Raw genomic sequence first — 15,253 nt, 5'->3', positions numbered from 1 at the left:
CCACCGAAATCTACACGTAAGGAGTCGTCGGCAGCGTCAGATGTGTATAAGAGACAGGGGTCCCCCGCCCCTGCAAGGACCCCCCTCCCCCTACGGCCCCCAGCCCTACCAGACCTGGTCCCAGGGCTACACCCCGTACAACACCCCCGCGCCCCTCAACGGCATGTCCATCGCCGCCCTCGTGCTCGGCATCCTGTGCTGCATACCGGGGGTCGGTCTGGTTCTCGGGCTGATCGCGTTGAACCAGATCAAGAAGCGGGGTGAGCGTGGGCGGAGCATGGCGGCGGCCGGCATGGTGCTGTCGGCGTTCGGGCTGGTGGTGGGGGTGCTCGGGGTGACCGGTGCCGCGACCGGGTTCTGGGACGACGTCAAGGACAGCGCGCGGAACAACTCGAGCGCCTCCCCCGTGAAGGGCGAGTGCTTCGACGCGCCCAGCGGTTCGCTGGAGGGCATGACGTACGACTTCGACGTGGTGTCCTGCGACGGCGAGCACGACGGGGAGGTGTTCGCCGTCGTGCGGATGAGCGGTGGCACCTATCCTGGGGACAAGAAGGTCGCCGCCACCGCGGACGACAGGTGCTACGCGCTCCAGGACGCCTACGCCATGGACGGCTGGGCCGTACCCGACGACGTGGACGTCTACTACGTCACGCCGACCGAGCAGAGCTGGAGCCTCGGCGACCGCGAGATCACCTGCGCGTTCGGCAACACGGACGAGAAGGCGAGCCTGCCCGGCGGTTCGCTGCGCAACGACGCCGCGACCCTCGACTCGGACCAGGTCGCGTATCTGAAGGCCGCCCACGTTCTCAACGTGGCACTGGACTCGGCGCCCGACGCGCAGTACGTCGAGGACGACCTGCCGGGGCACAAGGCCTGGGCGGGCCGGGTCTCGGCCGCGCTGACCCAGCAGGCCGGTCTGCTGGAGAGTCATGAGTGGCCCGGCGGTTCCGAGAAGCCGGTCGCGGCCCTGGTCAAGGACCTGCGAGCGGCGCAGAAGGAGTGGGCGAAGGCAGCCGAGGCCTCCGACGCGGACGAGTTCTACGCGCACTACGACAAGGGCGCCGACCTCATCGACCCGAAGAAGTCGGTCACCGCCCGCAAGGCTCTGGGGCTCGCCACGACCCCTCCGTCGTACGACGAGAACGGCGGCGGCGGGGACAGCGGAGGAGGTGACACCGGCCTGGAGGTGTGACGGCTCCTATAGCGGGGAGAAAGTGCCTGGGTAAAGCCCACGCGGGGCATAAGTCATCACATCGAGTGATTCTCTGGCCTTTGCTTGCATGGCACAACCCACGGTTGCCAGGCTGTTGCTGTCTGTACAACCTGATGGGAGTGGCCAGTGACATTCGGTGAGCAGCCGGCGTATCTGCGCGTCGCGGGTGATCTCCGCAAGAAGATTGTCGACGGCCAGCTGCCCCCGCACACCCGGCTGCCCTCCCAGGCCAGGATCCGCGAGGAGTACGGCGTCTCGGACACGGTCGCCCTCGAGGCGCGCAAGGTGCTGATGGCCGAGGGGCTGGTCGAGGGCCGTTCCGGCTCGGGGACGTATGTGCGCGAGCGTCCCGTGCCGCGGCGCGTCTCCCGCTCCGGGTTCCGGCCGCCCACCGGCGCGACACCGTTCCGGCAGGAGCAGGCCGAGGGCGAGGCGCGCGGCACCTGGGAGTCCAGCAGCGAGCAGGCCGAGGCCGGCGGCACGATCGCCGAGCGGCTCGCCCTCCAGCCCGGCGAGCGCGTGATGTGCACGAAGTACGTGTTCCGGGACGCCGGCGAGACGATGATGCTCTCCACGTCCTGGGAGCCCCTCGCGGTGACCGGCCGTACGCCCGTGATGCTGCCCGAGGAGGGCCCGCTCGGCGGCATGGGGGTCGTCGAGCGGATGCGTGCCATCGATGTCGTGGTCGACAACGTCACGGAGGAGGTCGGCGCCCGGCCGGGTCTCGCCGAGGAGTTGCTCGCCCTGGGCGGAGTCCCCGGGCATGTGGTGCTGGTCATCCAGCGCACGTACTACGCCTCGGGCCGCCCGGTGGAGACGGCCGACGTGGTCGTCCCGGCCGACCGCTACCGGATCGCCTACCACCTTCCGGTGAAGTGATCGGCCGCCGGCCCCCGGTGAAGTGATCGCCCGCCACCTTCCGGTGAAGTAGCGCACCGGGTGGTGCGTTGTAGTGCGTTTCGCGTGAAGTAGTGCACTTTTTCCGGCACTTGCCGCCGGAACCGGTCAATCCGCCCTGTCCCGTGCGCCGTTGGATTCCGGTCTTTCTCGCAGGTCGTTCACGGCGCCTGTACCCTGCCTCCGACCGGATGCATCGAGGTGCGCCAACGGCGCGTTCGTCATCGTGCGCCCCCTCCGTCCTGGCTGGTTGCGTACCTCTTTGTGAAAACCCGTATTCGCTGCGTGAAGGTTAGGCGTAGGCTCCGGCATATGCGGATTGCGGTTTCCTTATGGGGTGGGGCACGGCACGAACCGCGAGCGGGAAGCGGAGGGGCGCGATGAACGACGGCACGATCACTCTTCCCTGGCTCGTGATACGGCAGGACGACAACGGCAATCGCTACCGCGTGGGCAGGTACGCCACCCGCGCCGAGGCCCAGAAGATCGCGGACAGCCTCGACGACCGCGGACACAAGCAGCTCTACTGGGTCGAGCGGATCGGGCAGAACGGGGACGTCACCCGCAACTGACCGCACCCCGTAGTCTCCGGCGCATGAACGAACGGATCGTGGTGGTCGGAGCCGCCCTGTTCGACGGCGTCGGCGACGACACCCGACTGCTCGCCGCCCGTCGCAGCGCTCCCCCCGAACTGGCCGGACGCTGGGAGCTCCCCGGCGGCAAGGTCGAGCCCGGCGAGAGCCCCGACGCCGCGCTGGTGCGCGAACTTCGTGAGGAACTCGGCGTCGACGCCGAGACCGTCGCGCGCGTCCCGGGGGAGTGGCCGCTGAAGCCGCCGTACGTCCTCCAGGTCTGGACGGCCCGGCTGCTCCCCGCCTCGCCCCGCCCGAAGCCGCTGCAGGACCACGACGAACTGCGCTGGCTCGCCCCCGCCGACGTCTGGACCGTCGACTGGCTCGACCAGGACGTGCCCGCCGTACGGGAGACGCTCGCGCACCTCGATATCCGGGCGTGCTGAACCCGTCCTGCGTCGTGCGGGCGGAGCGCGGCGAAGTCGGCGTACGCCGTTCGTGCCACAGTGCGCCCTCGGGGACGGTACCGGGTCCTGAATATCGGGTATGTGCCCATTAACCCCATGAAATCGGACATGGGTGAGCTGGCTGGCCCGGGATGTGATCGGCTTGATCGACACCGAAGGCGACTGCGCCGAGTGGACCTTCCCCGCGGACCCCGGAGCCGTCCGCACCGCACGCTCCGCGGTCCGTGGGCAGTTGCGCGAGTGGGACCTCGACGCCCTCGCCGACATCGCGGCGCTGCTGGTCAGCGAGCTGGTGACCAACGCGCTGCGGCACGCCACCGGCCCCATCGGAGTCCGGCTGGTCCGCCCTGTCGGCCCGCACGGCGTGCTGCTCGTCGAGGTCTCCGACCCGCTGCCCGACCCGCCCCGCGAGCGCGTCGCCCGCCCCGAGGACGAGAGCGGCCGGGGCCTCCAACTGGTCGCCGGCGCCTGCGTCCGCTGGGGCACCAGACCCGGGGAGAGCGGCAAGACGGTGTGGTTCGAGCTGGCCGTGCCGGGGTGAATCGGGGCCGCGGACCGCTGTACGGACCGGACAGCGGTGTCCATCGACAGGTTCAGGCCTGTGACGGTTGTCGATCCGCGTGGTTCGACTGCGTGTCCGCTGGTTAGAAGACTGGAAGTGTTGTCGCAGGCCGGTCCGAAATGCATCGGGATTGTCCTGTGATCGTGAACACCGTGTTGTGGGGCGCCGTAGTGCTGGATACTGCGGGCAGCCGCCCCCGGTGACCGGTGCCGGACGCGGTGAGCTGGAGGGGACGGTTCGCGTGAGCGAGATACCAGCGAAGGCCACGGAGTCCGAGGACCCGTCGGGCGGCGCGAGGGCTGAGGCCGCGGGTTCCGTCGACGTGCCCGCCGACGCCGTGCGGGTCGCCGACGGGATGTCCGAGGGCGACGCGTTGTCCGTCGGCGACGCCATGTGGCAGAGCAGTCCACCCGGCTCGATCTACGACTACATCAAGGTCGCCTCCTTCTCCATCGGCCCCGACGGGCTCGTCGACCAGTGGAGTCTGCGGGCCGAGCAGCTCTTCGGCATCCCCACGGAGCGCGCGGTGGGCATGGATCCCATCGAGGCGTTCGTCGACCCCGAACTGCACGAGCGTGGCCAGCGGAAGATGGCCGAGATCCTGGACGGCCGCGAGTGGACCGGAGTGGTCCCCTTCCGGGTGCCGGAGACCGCCGAGGGCGAGCCGGGCAAGGAGGGACTCGCCGAGGTCTATGTGATGCCGACCCGGACCGAGGAGGGCGAGCGGGCCGCCGTCTGCATCGTCGTCGACGTCCGCATCCTGCGTCGCATCGAGACCGATCTCGCCGCCTCGCAGTCGATATTCGGTCAATCTCCGTTCGGGTTCCTGCTGATCGACCCCGACCTGCGGGTCCGGCGCGCCAACCAGCAGATCGCCAACACCTTCGGCGGCACCCCCGACGACCACCGCGGCAACGGCGTCCAGGACTATCTGCAGAGCCCCGAGGCCGAGCGGGTCACCGCGACCCTGCGCCGCGTCCTGGAGACCGGCAACTCCATCACCGACATGCACGTGACCGGCTTCGTGCCCGGTTCCGAAGAGCGCCGCCACTGGTCCATCAACCTCTACCGCGTGCACAGCGGCAGCGGCCGCCCCATCGGCATCGCCTGGCTCGGCACCGACGTCACCGCCCGCCGCGCCGCCGCCCGCGAGGCCGCCTCCGCGCGGCGCAATCTCGCCCTTCTGAACGAGGCCGGCGCCCGCATCGGGAACTCCCTCGACCTGGAGACCACGGCCCGCGAACTCCTGGACGTCGTCGTCCCCGGCTTCTGCGACCTCGCGACCGTCGACCTTTACCAGGGCCTCCTGGCCGGCGACGAGACCCCGCCGGGCCGGGCCGACGGCAGCGCCGAACTGCGCCGGGTGGCCTTCGCCAGCGCGGTCTCCGACGTCCCCTTCGTGGGCGGCGGCGCACCCGTGGCGGTCAACGCTGTCCACCACTACCCCTTCAACTCGCCCTGCGCGGACGCCCTGCGCACCGCCCGCCCGCAGTACGTCTCCGCCGAGGAGAACGGCCCCGTCCAGTCCACGCTGGCCGTGCCGATGGTCGCCCACGACACCGTCGTAGGACTCGTGCAGTTCGCCCGTACGAAGGGCAGCGAGCCGTTCGGCGACCGGGACCGGGATCTGGCTGTGGAGTTGGCGGCGCGGGCCGCCGTCTGTATCGACAACGCGCGCCTGTACCGCCGCGAGCACGAGCGGGCGTTGATACTGCAACGCTCGCTCCTCCCGCCCGGCGACCCGGAGGCCTCCGGACTCGACATCGCGTGCCGCTACCTTCCCGGGAACGCGGCGACCGAGGTCGGCGGCGACTGGTTCGACGTCATCGAACTCCCCGGCCACCGCACGGCGTTGGTCGTAGGAGACGTGATGGGCCGAGGTCTACGCGCGGCGGTGGCCATGGGCGAACTCCGCACAGCCGTCCGTACGTTGGCCCTCCTCGACCTCGAACCGGCCGAAGTCCTCTCCGCGTTGGACGAGATCGCGCGCGGCCTCGGCACCCCGGGCGGAGTCCAGCAGGCCACCCGCGCCGCCCGCCGCCCCCGCGAGGCCGACCTCTCCGAGGTGTACCTCGCGACCTGTATCTACGCCGTCTACGACTCGGTGACCAGGCGCTGCACCTTCGCCAACGCGGGCCATCTCCCGCCGGTCCTGGTGGAGCCAGGCGAGGCGGCCCTGATGCTCGACGTCCCGCCCGGCATGCCCCTAGGGGTCGGTGGCGAGCCCTTCGAGGAGGTGGAGGTCGAACTGCCCGAAGGCGCGCTGCTGGCGCTCTACACGGACGGACTGGTCGAATCCCGCGACCATCCTCTCGACGAGGGCCTCCAGGCCTTCGTGGGCGCCCTGACCGACCCGGCCAGCCTCTCGTCCGACGGCCACCCGCCCACCACAGCGGCACTGAACGCCGAGACCCACCGCGACCTCGAGGACGTCTGCGACCACGTCCTCAGCACCCTCGACACCCACCACGGCGAGGACGACATCGCCCTCCTCATGGCACGCGTCCAGGGCCTGCCCGAGGACTCGGTCGGCGACTGGACCCTGCCGCGCGAGCCACGCAGCGTGGGCCGCGCCCGGGAGTACGCCCGCGCCCAGTTGAAGTCCTGGGACCTCGAACCCCTCATCGACACCACCGAGTTGCTGGTCAGCGAACTGGTGACGAACGCGCTGCGGTACGGCGAAGGCGAGATCAGGCTGAGGTTGCTGCTGGACCGCACCCTGGTCTGCGAGGTCTGGGACGCGGGCCTGGTCCAGCCGCGCCGCCGCCGCGCCCGCGACACGGACGAGGGCGGCCGGGGCCTCCAACTCGTCGGCCTTCTCTCAGCGGCCTGGGGCTCACGCCGGACACCACGCGGCAAGACGGTGTGGTTCGAACTGCCGTTGCCGGACGGGGAGAACGGGATGGTGGATCCGGCGGAGGCACTGCTCAGCCTGTTCTGACGGTCAGTCTGTTGTGGCGGTTTGCGGGGCCGGCGGAGATGTTGGTCAGTCTGTTCTGGCCGTTTCCGGGTACGGCGGCGGAAGGCCGCGCCGTTTCCGGGTGTCCGGTCCGCCGAAGGCGAGCGGCGGCCCGCCGTCCGCGTCCTCGCCGAGGAGGATCCCGCCGAGGACCGCCCCACCGACCCCGCTCGCGTGCTCGGCGCCGCCGGCGTACGGGTTCCCGTGTACGCGCACGTCCTGCTCGGCCAACTCCCTTGCCTCCAGGGCGAGTACGTCGGCCGTGGCGGAATCGGCAGGATCGGCGTCGAGCAGCCGCCCCGCTTCCGCGAGCCGGGTCCGCGCGTCCGCGCCCACCGCACCCCGGTGCGTCGCCACGAAGCCGCCCGCCGCACGGACGTCAGTACGCCCGACGAGCCACGCGGCAGCACCGAGCACACCGTCCCGCCCGGCGCCGAGCGGCGACATGGCCCGCACGATGCGGCGCAGGGCGGCGAGGGGGTCGTAGGAGCCGTCGCCGGTCAGTTCTTCTCGTACGGCGGCGAGGGTGGAGTCGGCATCGGCGGTCGGCCCGGTGGTCCCGGTCGCCCTGACTCTCGCGATCTCCGCCTCCGCGCCGGTGAGCGTGGCCGGGACCAACTCGCCAGCGGCGGCAAGGGTATTGGCGAGCCGGTCGACGTCGGTCAGGAAGATGTCGGCCTGACTGATGGCACCCTCGGCGGCCCGGAGGTCGCGAATCGCCTTGTCGGTGTGTCCCAAGTCGGCTGCCTGGCGGGCTTGGTTGAGGTGGGTGGTGGCGAACACGAGCCGGTCCTTGGCCTGTTCGACGTATCCGGTGACTGACGCGGTCGCGGTCGCCGTTGCCGTCGCCGAGTAGTGCGTGTTCAGGTCGGCGAGGGTGGCTTCCACGGCGCCGGTACGGCCCGCGAGTTCCCGGAACCGCCCCTCCGCGACTTCCAGTGCAGGGCCCATCTCCCGCTCCAACGCCCGGAGTTGATCGAACCCGGGGGCCTCCGCGTCCAGTCGCCGCCCGGCCTCGGCACACCGTCCGACGATCCCGGCGAGGGCCTGACGCCGGGCGGTTTCCTCTTCGGGGACCCCTTGGCCGTAGCGCAGGCGTATCGCGAACGCGGCGGACAGTTCACGCTCGGCCTCCCGCAGGGCCCGTACGAACGGTTCGACGGCCGTCGCCCCGAACCGGGCCTCGGCGAAGGCGAGTTCCTCCCGGCTGGTGCGCAGACAGTCGTCGGCCTGGACGAGGGCGGCACCGGCCTGCCGTTCCAGGACGGGGAGCGGGGTCACGGGGGGTTGGGGTGAGACCACACCGGGAGTCGTACGGGTACGGGCCCTACGGGTACGCCGTACGTACCCGTACCCCGCGAGTACACCCACCCCGCCGACGGCGACGAGCGGCAGCACGAGATCGGCGGTGGACGCCGACGCCTCGGCGCCCTGCTGGACATGCCCGTGCCCGTGCCCGGCGGCGACGGGCCCGTCCCCGGTGGCCGCAACCGGAACCTCCGGGTTGATCGTCATCACCGGCAACACCAGCCACACGACCCCGGCCGCCCCACCGACCACGGCATGCGCCACCCGCACGGATATGTGAGAGGCCCCGCGCCGCGGCCGGCCCCGTATCAAGGATGACGTCACATTTCGGAGCGTATGAGCAGGAATGCGGGCGCGCGACCGGGCGGGGGTGTGCAGGGGACGGGTGGGGGTCGGGTGGGGTACGGCTACAGGAGGGGAGACGCGGGGATGGGGAACGCGGAGGGCACGGCTGCGGGGCGGGCAGGCGTAGGGGATGGGGAACGGGCGACAGGGCTGAAGGCCGCGGACGGAGACTCTGCGGTGCGGCCGGAGGCCGGAGGCGGAGGGCGACCGACGGGCTTGCGGCGACCGACGGGCTTGCGGCGACCGACGGGCTTGCGGCGACCGACGGGCTTGCGGCGACCGACGGGCTTGCGGCCACCGATCCGCCCGAGCCCGCCGAGGCCGCCGACGGCGCTGCACCCCCACAGGGGCCACCCGCACCCGGCGACGAAAGTAGTACGGGTGGTGCGGGTGGGAAGAACAGGTGGGTCCGGTGGGTCCGCCGCAGTGCCCTCGCGCTCGTTCTCGCCCTGGTGCTTCCCACCCTCGCCGCCGAGATCGCCCTCCGGGTGAACTACACCGGTGACCCGTCCGACGGCACGTACACCAGGAACCGGGACGCGATCTGGCTCGGCCACGCGTGGGTGGACGGTCGTAAGAGCGACGCGGATGTGACCGCACTGGCCCGCCGCCTCAGAGACACCGGTATCCGAGACCTGTACGTCCATTCAGGTCCCCTGGAGCACGACGGCACCCTCCCGGAGTCGGACTACCCGAAGGCCGCCTGGCTGATCGAGTCGGTGCACCGTGAGCTCCCCGGCGTCCGGGTCCAGGCCTGGCTGGGTGACAAGCTCGCCACCGAGAGCCCCGACGGCCTGCGCCTCCAGAACCCCGTGACCCGCACCGCGATCGTCGCCTCGACCCGGCAGATCCTCGCCGCCGGCTTCGAGGGCGCCCACTTCGACCTGGAACCCCTCCACTCCGGCGACGCCGACTACCTCGACCTCCTCGACAGACTCCACGAGGTCACCCGGGCCCACCACGCCCAACTCTCCGTCGCCGCCCACCAGATCGACCCGCTCCCCGCCTTCCACTCCTTCTGGGGCACCCTCACCAACCACCCCAAATGGTGGTCGCAGGCGTACTTCGGCCAGGTCGCCCGCCGCGTCGACCAGATCGCCGTCATGTCGTACGACACGATGCAGCCCCTGCAGAGCCTCTACGGCGGCTACGTCGCCCAGCAGACCTCGCTCGCCCTGGAGGTCACCCCGGACTCCACCGACCTCCTCATGGGCCTGCCCTTCTTCCACGAGAACCGCTTCGGCCACCGAGGCGCCGCCGAGACCGTCCCCGCCGCCGTACGCGGCGTCCGCCTCGGCCTGTCCCGCACGGACGCGCACCGTACGAACTTCGGTGTCGCCCTGTACGTCGACTTCGCGGCGACGGAGGCGGACTGGACGGCGTACCGGGAGGGCTGGGTGCGTTGAGTACGAGGTCAAGTGCGGTGAAAATACAGCGCTGTTCACAGCCACGGATGCGATGATCGGTCACGTCCGATGGGGGTGGGCGATGGTGTGGACGGGGCTGGCCGTGGTGGCCTGTCTGCTGGTGGCCGTGAGCGGAGTCGTCGCGGTGACGACCGGCCGGATGCTGCCGACGTTGCAAGGCCGGGTCGTACGGCCGGAGATGTGGGGTTACGGGCAGCTGGTCTTCGCTCTGGGTATGGCGACGGGGATCTCCCTGCGCTGGTGGGCGGGTTCCCTGGCCGTGGGCGACGCGGGTGGAGCGACGGCGCTCGCCCTGATCGTCCTCGGCTGTGTACTGCAGTGGCGTGCGCAGCGCCCCGCAGTCCGATGACCACCACCCGCAAACCCCTCACCCGCGCCGATCTGACCCCCCTGACCCGCGCCGCCCTCAACCGCACCCCGACGGCGGTCACCCGCATCCGGGGCGGTTCGAAGAAGGGCGTCTACCGCCTCACCTTCGACGACGGCCCTGTGCCGACCGCCGTCGCCTACGTCTGGTCGCCCGAGGAGGACCTCTGGGACGCCGGCCCCGGCGACCCCCGCGACCCCTTCTCCCACGCCTCCGGCCTCAGCCTCTTCACGGCGGCGGCCGACCGCCTCGCCGCGACCGGTGTCCGCGCGCCCCGCCTCCTGCACGCCGACCCCACGCACACCCACCTCCCGGCGGACGCGGCCATCGTCGAGGACCTCCCCGGCGGCACCCTGGAGGATCTGCTGGCCGGCGACCCGGCCGCCGTACCGGACGCGCTGGAGCGGATGGCGGCCCTGCTCGCCACCCTGCACGCCTGCACGGGCCCGCGCTTCGGCAAGGTCGCGGTGGTCGACAACGGCGGTTCCTCGTACGGGAGTTCATGCGAGCGGATCGTCGTCGAACGCGCCCTGGCCGACCTCGACGAGCTACCGGCGCGCGACCCACGAGCCGCCGCCGCGCACCCCCAACTGGCCCACGCCATAAAGACGTTGGCCGCCCGGGTCCGACCCCGCACCGAACCCGCCACCCTCGTCCACGGCGAACTCGGCCCCGACCACGTCCGCGTGACCCCCGACGGCGACCTCGCCCTCATCGACATCGAGGGCCTGATGTACTTCGACCTCGAATGGGAGCACGTCTTCCTCCGCCTGCGCTTCGGCCGCCACTACGACGCCCTGCGCACCGAGGGCCTGGACGAGGACCGGCTGCGCCTCTACCGCCTGGCCATGCATCTCTCCCTGGTGGCGGGCCCGTTGCGCCTCCTCGACGTGGGCGACTTCCACGACCCGGAGTTCATGAGGGGCATCGCGGAACACAATCTCCAACAGGCCCTGTCCCTCGTGGAGCGGACATGAGCGACACCGAAGTGACCCTGGCCGCGCTGCTCATCGCCGTCCTCGCCGGTGTCGGCATCGGGGCGGTCGCGCGCGGCTGGACCCCGCTCGTCCGCCGGAACAGCGTCGCGCGACCTCGGCTGTGGGGCTACGGCATCCTGGTCAGCGACGCGGGGCTGGCCGCGTTCGTGTTCTTCGGGCCGTTCCAGAGCCCGGGCGACTCGCGACTGGCCCCGTTCGCGGTGGTCGGCGGCGTCGTGCTCGCCGTCGGGATCCTCATGCAGAGCGCCGCCGTCGACCGCCACAAGCCTACGAAGACCGCCTCCTGATCTTCGACCCCAGCCACACCAGCGGGTCGTACTTGCGGTCAACCGCCCGTTCCTTCAAGGGAATCAGCGCGTTGTCCGTGATGTGGATGCCCTCGGGGCAGACCTCGGTGCAGCACTTGGTGATGTTGCAGTAGCCGAGACCGTGTTCGTCCTGGGCGGTCTTCTTGCGGTCCAGGCCGCTCTCCGCCGCCGCGTCCAGCGGGTGCATGTCCAACTCCGCGACCCGCATGAGGAATCGGGGGCCCGCGAACGCCGTCTTGTTCTCCTCGTGGTCGCGGACGACATGGCAGGTGTCCTGGCACAGGAAGCACTCGATGCACTTGCGGAACTCCTGCGAGCGGTCGACGTCCTCCTGCATCATCCGGTACTCGCCAAGTCCCACACCCTCCGGCGGCACGAACGACGGAACCTCCCTGGCCTTCTGGTAGTTGAAGCCGACGTCCGTCACCAGATCCCGTACGACAGGGAAGGCGCGCAAGGGTGTGACCGTGATCGTCTCCTCGGGGGTGAACACCGACATGCGGGTCATGCACATCAGCCGGGGGCGCCCGTTGATCTCCGCCGAGCACGAACCGCACTTGCCCGCCTTGCAGTTCCAGCGCACGGCGAGGTCGGAGGCCTGGGTGGCCTGGATGCGGTGGATGATGTCGAGGATCACCTCGCCGTCGTTGACCTCGACCTTGAAGTCCTCCAGGTCGCCGCCCTTGACGTCACCCCGCCACACCTTGAAGCGGGCCTCGTAGCTGCTCACTCGTACAGCTCCTCTTCGGCGAGGTACTTGACCAGCTCTTCCTTCTCGAAGAGGGCGAGCAGGTCGGCGCGGATGGGTTCGGTCGTCTCGCGGGTCAGGGTGATCTGGCCGGACACCGGGTCCGTGGCGCCCAATCCGCCTGTGGGATCGGTGAGTTGGCAGATCAGATTGATGCGGCGCCAGTCGCGGCTCATGCCGGGATGGTCCTCGCGGGTGTGTCCGCCCCGCGACTCGGTGCGCTCCAGCGCGGCCCGGGCCACGCACTCGCTGACCAGCAGCATGTTCCGCAGGTCCAGGGCGAGATGCCAGCCGGGGTTGAACTGCCGGTGGCCCTCCACTCCGGCACGACGGGCCCGTACCCGCAGATCGGCCAGTTTCTCCAGTGCCTGTTCCATCTCGCCCTCGCGGCGGATGATGCCGACGAGGTCGTTCATGGTCTGCTGAAGTTCCTGGTGGAGGGTGTACGGGTTCTCCGGTGGGCGGCCGTTCTCCTTGCCGGGTTCGGGACCCTCGGCCGAGAAGGGGCGCAGCGCCTCCGCCGCCGCCAGGTCCACCTCGGCGTCGTCCACCAGCGGGCGGCTGTCCGCCAGGTCGGCCGCGTGGTCCGCCGCGTGCCAGCCGGCCCGGCGGCCGAACACCAGCAGGTCGGACAGGGAGTTGCCGCCCAGCCGGTTGGAGCCGTGCATGCCGCCGGCCACCTCACCGGCCGCGAACAGCCCCTCGACCCCGCGTGCCGCCGCCGTATCCGAATCGACCGCGATGCCGCCCATCACGTAGTGACAGGTCGGCCCGACCTCCATCGCCTCCGCCGTGATGTCGACGTCGGCCAGTTCCTTGAACTGGTGGTACATGGACGGGAGTCGGCGCCGGATCACCTCCGCCGGCATCCGCGTCGACACGTCCAGGAAGACTCCGCCGTGCGGTGAGCCGCGGCCCGCCTTCACCTCGGAGTTGATGGCGCGGGCGACCTCGTCGCGGGGGAGCAGTTCGGGGGGACGGCGGTTGTGGTCCGGGTCCTCGTACCAGCGGTCGCCCTCCGCCTCCGACTCGGCGTACTTCTCCTTGAAGACGTCCGGGATGTAGTCGAACATGAAGCGTTTGCCGTCCGAGTTGCGCAGCACCCCGCCGTCGCCACGGACGGACTCGGTGACGAGGATGCCCTTCACGGACGGCGGCCAGACCATGCCCGTCGGGTGGAACTGCACGAACTCCATGTTGAGGAGGGGCGCCCCGGCGAGCAGTGCCAGCGCGTGGCCGTCGCCCGTGTACTCCCACGAATTCGACGTCACCTTGAAGGACTTGCCGATCCCGCCCGTCGCGATCACCACGGAGGGCGCCTCCAGGACCATGAAGCGACCCGTCTCGCGCTCGTAGGCGAAGACCCCGGAGACGCGGCTTCCGTCCTTCAACACCCGTGTCACGGTGCATTCCTGATAGACCTTCAGGCGGGACTCGTAGTCGCCGGTCTCCTTGTAATCCTCCTGCTGGAGCGACACGATCTTCTGCTGGAGCGTGCGGATCAGCTCGAGTCCCGTACGGTCGCCGACGTGGGCGAGGCGCGGGTACTCGTGGCCGCCGAAGTTGCGCTGGGAGATCCTGCCGTCCTTCGTGCGGTCGAAGAGGGCGCCCCAGGTCTCCAACTCCCAGACCCGGTCCGGGGCTTCCTTCGCGTGCAGCTCCGACATGCGCCACTGGTTGAGGAACTTCCCGCCGCGCAGCGTGTCGCGGAAGTGGACCTGCCAGTTGTCGTGCTCGTTGACGTTGGCCATCGCCGCCGCGATGCCGCCCTCGGCCATCACCGTATGGGCCTTGCCGAACAGCGACTTGCAGATCACCGCCGTACGGGCACCGCGCTCGCGCGCCTCGATGGCGGCCCGCAGACCGGCGCCACCGGCACCGACCACGACGACGTCCCACTCCTGTCGCTCGACCACGGACATCAGAAGGCCCCTGCCAATCTAAAAGAAGCGCGGATCATTGAAGGCTCCTGAGGCGACCAGGTACACGTAGAAATCGGCGGCCGCGACACTGATCAACGACGCCCAGGCGAGCTGCATATGACGGTTGTTCAGCTGCCCCACGAACTTCCACGCCTTGTAGCGCACGGGATGCTTGGAGAAGTGCTTGAGCTTGCCGCCGACGATGTGCCGGCAGGAGTGGCAGGAGAGGGTGTACGCCCAGATCAGCACGATGTTGGCCACGAAGACGAGGGTGCCCAGGCCCATGTGGCCCCAGTGGTAGTGCTCGTCGCGGAAGGTCAGCACGGTGTCGTAGGTCAGGGTGCCCGCCACCAGGAGCGCCGCGTAGAAGAAGTACCGGTGGACGTTCTGGAGGATGAGAGGGAAGCGGGTCTCACCCGTGTACTTCTTGTGCGGCTCGGCCACCGCGCAGGCCGGGGGCGAGGCCCAGAAGCCGCGGTAGTAGGCCTTGCGGTAGTAGTAGCAGGTCAGGCGGAAGCCGAGCGGGAAGATCAGGATGATGATGGCGGGGGAGATGCCCCACCAGCTCCCGAAGAGATCGGCGTTCGGGCCCGCGTGCATGGTGCTGCACCGCTCGGCCAGACAGGGCGAGTAGAACGGCGAGACGTACGGCGCCGAGTAGTAGTTCGAGTCCGCGAAGGCCCGCCACGTCGAGTAGACGACGAAGGCCAGCAGTCCGGCGGCGGTGCCGGCCGGGGCCAGCCACCAGCGGTCGGTCCGCAGATGCGGGGCGTCGATCGCGGCGCGCGTACCGGTGTGTACGCCGCCGCTCTTCGGTTGGGGTTCCGTACCAGTGGCCAAGTCAGGACTCCGGTCGGTTCAGGGTGCGTGGCGGTCGTGGGCGCCGAGTCCTTCGTCGTCCGAGTCCGTCCACAGGGTGTTGTCGTAGGGGGTGTCGGGGATGGAGACGAGATCGGGGCGCCGGGGGCGCTCGATCCCTGGTGCGGCGTCGCGCAGCAGCGCCACGCTCTCGCGCAGCCGGTCGGCGTCGGCCTTGACCCTGCGCATCTCCAGGCCGCCGCTGCCGAATTGGTTCTCGAGCCGCCCCACCGACCTGAACAGGTCGTCGAGACAGCGCTGGACTGACGTCAGTTCGTCGTGCACGGACATGACGTGACCTC

Annotated in this window: 15 protein-coding genes; 10 read left to right on the top strand and 5 right to left on the bottom strand. The window is 70.3% G+C overall.

Annotation, left to right across the window (positions count from 1 at the left end; genetic code table 11):
- Window positions 1–40 precede the first annotated feature (40 nt).
- The 6 genes from OO70_RS23510 to OO70_RS23485 all read left to right on the top strand — a co-directional run bounded on the left by OO70_RS23510 (window position 41) and on the right by OO70_RS23485 (window position 6,652).
- The gene (locus OO70_RS23510) at window positions 41–1,192 is read left to right on the top strand and encodes a DUF4190 domain-containing protein (RefSeq protein ID WP_234336913.1); all 1,152 of its coding nucleotides are present in this window, start codon (window positions 41–43) and stop codon (window positions 1,190–1,192) included.
- A 147-nt stretch (window positions 1,193–1,339) separates the two neighbouring features.
- On the top strand, window positions 1,340–2,092 hold the full coding sequence (locus OO70_RS23505; RefSeq protein WP_043674834.1) for a GntR family transcriptional regulator: 753 nt from the start codon (window positions 1,340–1,342) through the stop codon (window positions 2,090–2,092).
- Window positions 2,093–2,490: 398 nt separating this feature from the next.
- Complete coding sequence (locus tag OO70_RS23500; RefSeq protein ID WP_043674831.1) at window positions 2,491–2,682, top strand: SPOR domain-containing protein; 192 nt, start codon at window positions 2,491–2,493, stop codon at window positions 2,680–2,682.
- A 23-nt stretch (window positions 2,683–2,705) separates the two neighbouring features.
- Window positions 2,706–3,128, top strand: a complete 423-nt coding sequence (locus tag OO70_RS23495) for a (deoxy)nucleoside triphosphate pyrophosphohydrolase (protein ID WP_043674828.1) — start codon at window positions 2,706–2,708, stop codon at window positions 3,126–3,128.
- Window positions 3,129–3,282: 154 nt separating this feature from the next.
- Window positions 3,283–3,690 (top strand): ATP-binding protein, encoded by a 408-nt coding sequence (locus tag OO70_RS23490; RefSeq protein ID WP_407702823.1) that lies wholly within the window; start codon window positions 3,283–3,285, stop codon window positions 3,688–3,690.
- A 262-nt stretch (window positions 3,691–3,952) separates the two neighbouring features.
- Window positions 3,953–6,652 (top strand): SpoIIE family protein phosphatase, encoded by a 2,700-nt coding sequence (locus OO70_RS23485; RefSeq protein WP_043674823.1) that lies wholly within the window; start codon window positions 3,953–3,955, stop codon window positions 6,650–6,652.
- A 45-nt stretch (window positions 6,653–6,697) separates the two neighbouring features.
- On the opposite strand, the gene OO70_RS23480 is transcribed toward OO70_RS23485, so the two are convergent.
- The gene (locus OO70_RS23480; RefSeq protein ID WP_407702822.1) at window positions 6,698–8,185 is read right to left on the bottom strand and encodes a hypothetical protein; all 1,488 of its coding nucleotides are present in this window, start codon (window positions 8,183–8,185) and stop codon (window positions 6,698–6,700) included.
- Window positions 8,186–8,775: 590 nt separating this feature from the next.
- Here OO70_RS23480 and OO70_RS23475 point away from each other — a divergent pair.
- The 4 genes from OO70_RS23475 to OO70_RS23460 all read left to right on the top strand — a co-directional run bounded on the left by OO70_RS23475 (window position 8,776) and on the right by OO70_RS23460 (window position 11,402).
- Complete coding sequence (locus OO70_RS23475; protein ID WP_407702820.1) at window positions 8,776–9,729, top strand: glycoside hydrolase family 18 protein; 954 nt, start codon at window positions 8,776–8,778, stop codon at window positions 9,727–9,729.
- A gap of 82 nt (window positions 9,730–9,811) precedes the next feature.
- Window positions 9,812–10,099 carry a hypothetical protein gene (locus tag OO70_RS23470; protein WP_043674820.1) on the top strand — a complete coding sequence of 96 codons (288 nt, stop codon included), beginning with the start codon at window positions 9,812–9,814 and terminating at the stop codon, window positions 10,097–10,099.
- The gene (locus OO70_RS23465) at window positions 10,096–11,094 is read left to right on the top strand and encodes a phosphotransferase family protein (protein ID WP_043674818.1); all 999 of its coding nucleotides are present in this window, start codon (window positions 10,096–10,098) and stop codon (window positions 11,092–11,094) included. The genes OO70_RS23470 and OO70_RS23465 overlap by 4 nt, the downstream gene beginning before the upstream one ends.
- Window positions 11,091–11,402 (top strand): hypothetical protein, encoded by a 312-nt coding sequence (locus tag OO70_RS23460; protein ID WP_043674815.1) that lies wholly within the window; start codon window positions 11,091–11,093, stop codon window positions 11,400–11,402. Before OO70_RS23465 ends, OO70_RS23460 begins: the two co-directional genes overlap by 4 nt.
- On the opposite strand, the gene OO70_RS23455 is transcribed toward OO70_RS23460, so the two are convergent.
- Genes OO70_RS23455 through OO70_RS23440 form a run of 4 tightly spaced genes read right to left on the bottom strand, consistent with a single transcriptional unit; the run spans window position 11,383 to window position 15,242 of the window.
- Window positions 11,383–12,153, bottom strand: a complete 771-nt coding sequence (locus OO70_RS23455) for a succinate dehydrogenase/fumarate reductase iron-sulfur subunit (RefSeq protein WP_043674812.1) — start codon at window positions 12,151–12,153, stop codon at window positions 11,383–11,385. The genes OO70_RS23460 and OO70_RS23455 overlap by 20 nt on opposite strands.
- Window positions 12,150–14,093 (bottom strand): fumarate reductase/succinate dehydrogenase flavoprotein subunit, encoded by a 1,944-nt coding sequence (locus OO70_RS23450; protein WP_043674810.1) that lies wholly within the window; start codon window positions 14,091–14,093, stop codon window positions 12,150–12,152. The genes OO70_RS23455 and OO70_RS23450 overlap by 4 nt, the downstream gene beginning before the upstream one ends.
- A gap of 18 nt (window positions 14,094–14,111) precedes the next feature.
- Window positions 14,112–14,933 carry a hypothetical protein gene (locus OO70_RS23445; RefSeq protein WP_043674807.1) on the bottom strand — a complete coding sequence of 274 codons (822 nt, stop codon included), beginning with the start codon at window positions 14,931–14,933 and terminating at the stop codon, window positions 14,112–14,114.
- 18 nt (window positions 14,934–14,951) lie between these two features.
- Window positions 14,952–15,242 (bottom strand): hypothetical protein, encoded by a 291-nt coding sequence (locus tag OO70_RS23440; RefSeq protein ID WP_019058435.1) that lies wholly within the window; start codon window positions 15,240–15,242, stop codon window positions 14,952–14,954.
- Window positions 15,243–15,253 lie beyond the last annotated feature (11 nt).

Source organism: Streptomyces xylophagus (assembly GCF_000716435.1).
Lineage (GTDB): Bacteria > Actinomycetota > Actinomycetes > Streptomycetales > Streptomycetaceae > Streptomyces > Streptomyces xylophagus.
The sequence above is the reverse complement of the archived record's forward strand: the minus strand, read 5'-3'. Positions and strand labels throughout refer to the sequence as shown.

Excerpts from the sequence above, each read along its gene's own strand:
- OO70_RS23510 (WP_234336913.1), top strand. The coding sequence starts at position 41 with ATGTGTATAAGAGACAGGGGTCCCCCGCCCCTGCAAGGACCCCCCTCC.
- OO70_RS23500 (WP_043674831.1), top strand. The coding sequence starts at position 2,491 with ATGAACGACGGCACGATCACTCTTCCCTGGCTCGTGATACGGCAGGAC.
- OO70_RS23495 (WP_043674828.1), top strand. The coding sequence starts at position 2,706 with ATGAACGAACGGATCGTGGTGGTCGGAGCCGCCCTGTTCGACGGCGTC.
- OO70_RS23480 (WP_407702822.1), bottom strand. The coding sequence starts at position 8,185 with ATGACGATCAACCCGGAGGTTCCGGTTGCGGCCACCGGGGACGGGCCC.
- OO70_RS23470 (WP_043674820.1), top strand. The coding sequence starts at position 9,812 with ATGGTGTGGACGGGGCTGGCCGTGGTGGCCTGTCTGCTGGTGGCCGTG.
- OO70_RS23465 (WP_043674818.1), top strand. The coding sequence starts at position 10,096 with ATGACCACCACCCGCAAACCCCTCACCCGCGCCGATCTGACCCCCCTG.
- OO70_RS23460 (WP_043674815.1), top strand. The coding sequence starts at position 11,091 with ATGAGCGACACCGAAGTGACCCTGGCCGCGCTGCTCATCGCCGTCCTC.
- OO70_RS23450 (WP_043674810.1), bottom strand. The coding sequence starts at position 14,093 with ATGTCCGTGGTCGAGCGACAGGAGTGGGACGTCGTCGTGGTCGGTGCC.
- OO70_RS23440 (WP_019058435.1), bottom strand. The coding sequence starts at position 15,242 with ATGTCCGTGCACGACGAACTGACGTCAGTCCAGCGCTGTCTCGACGAC.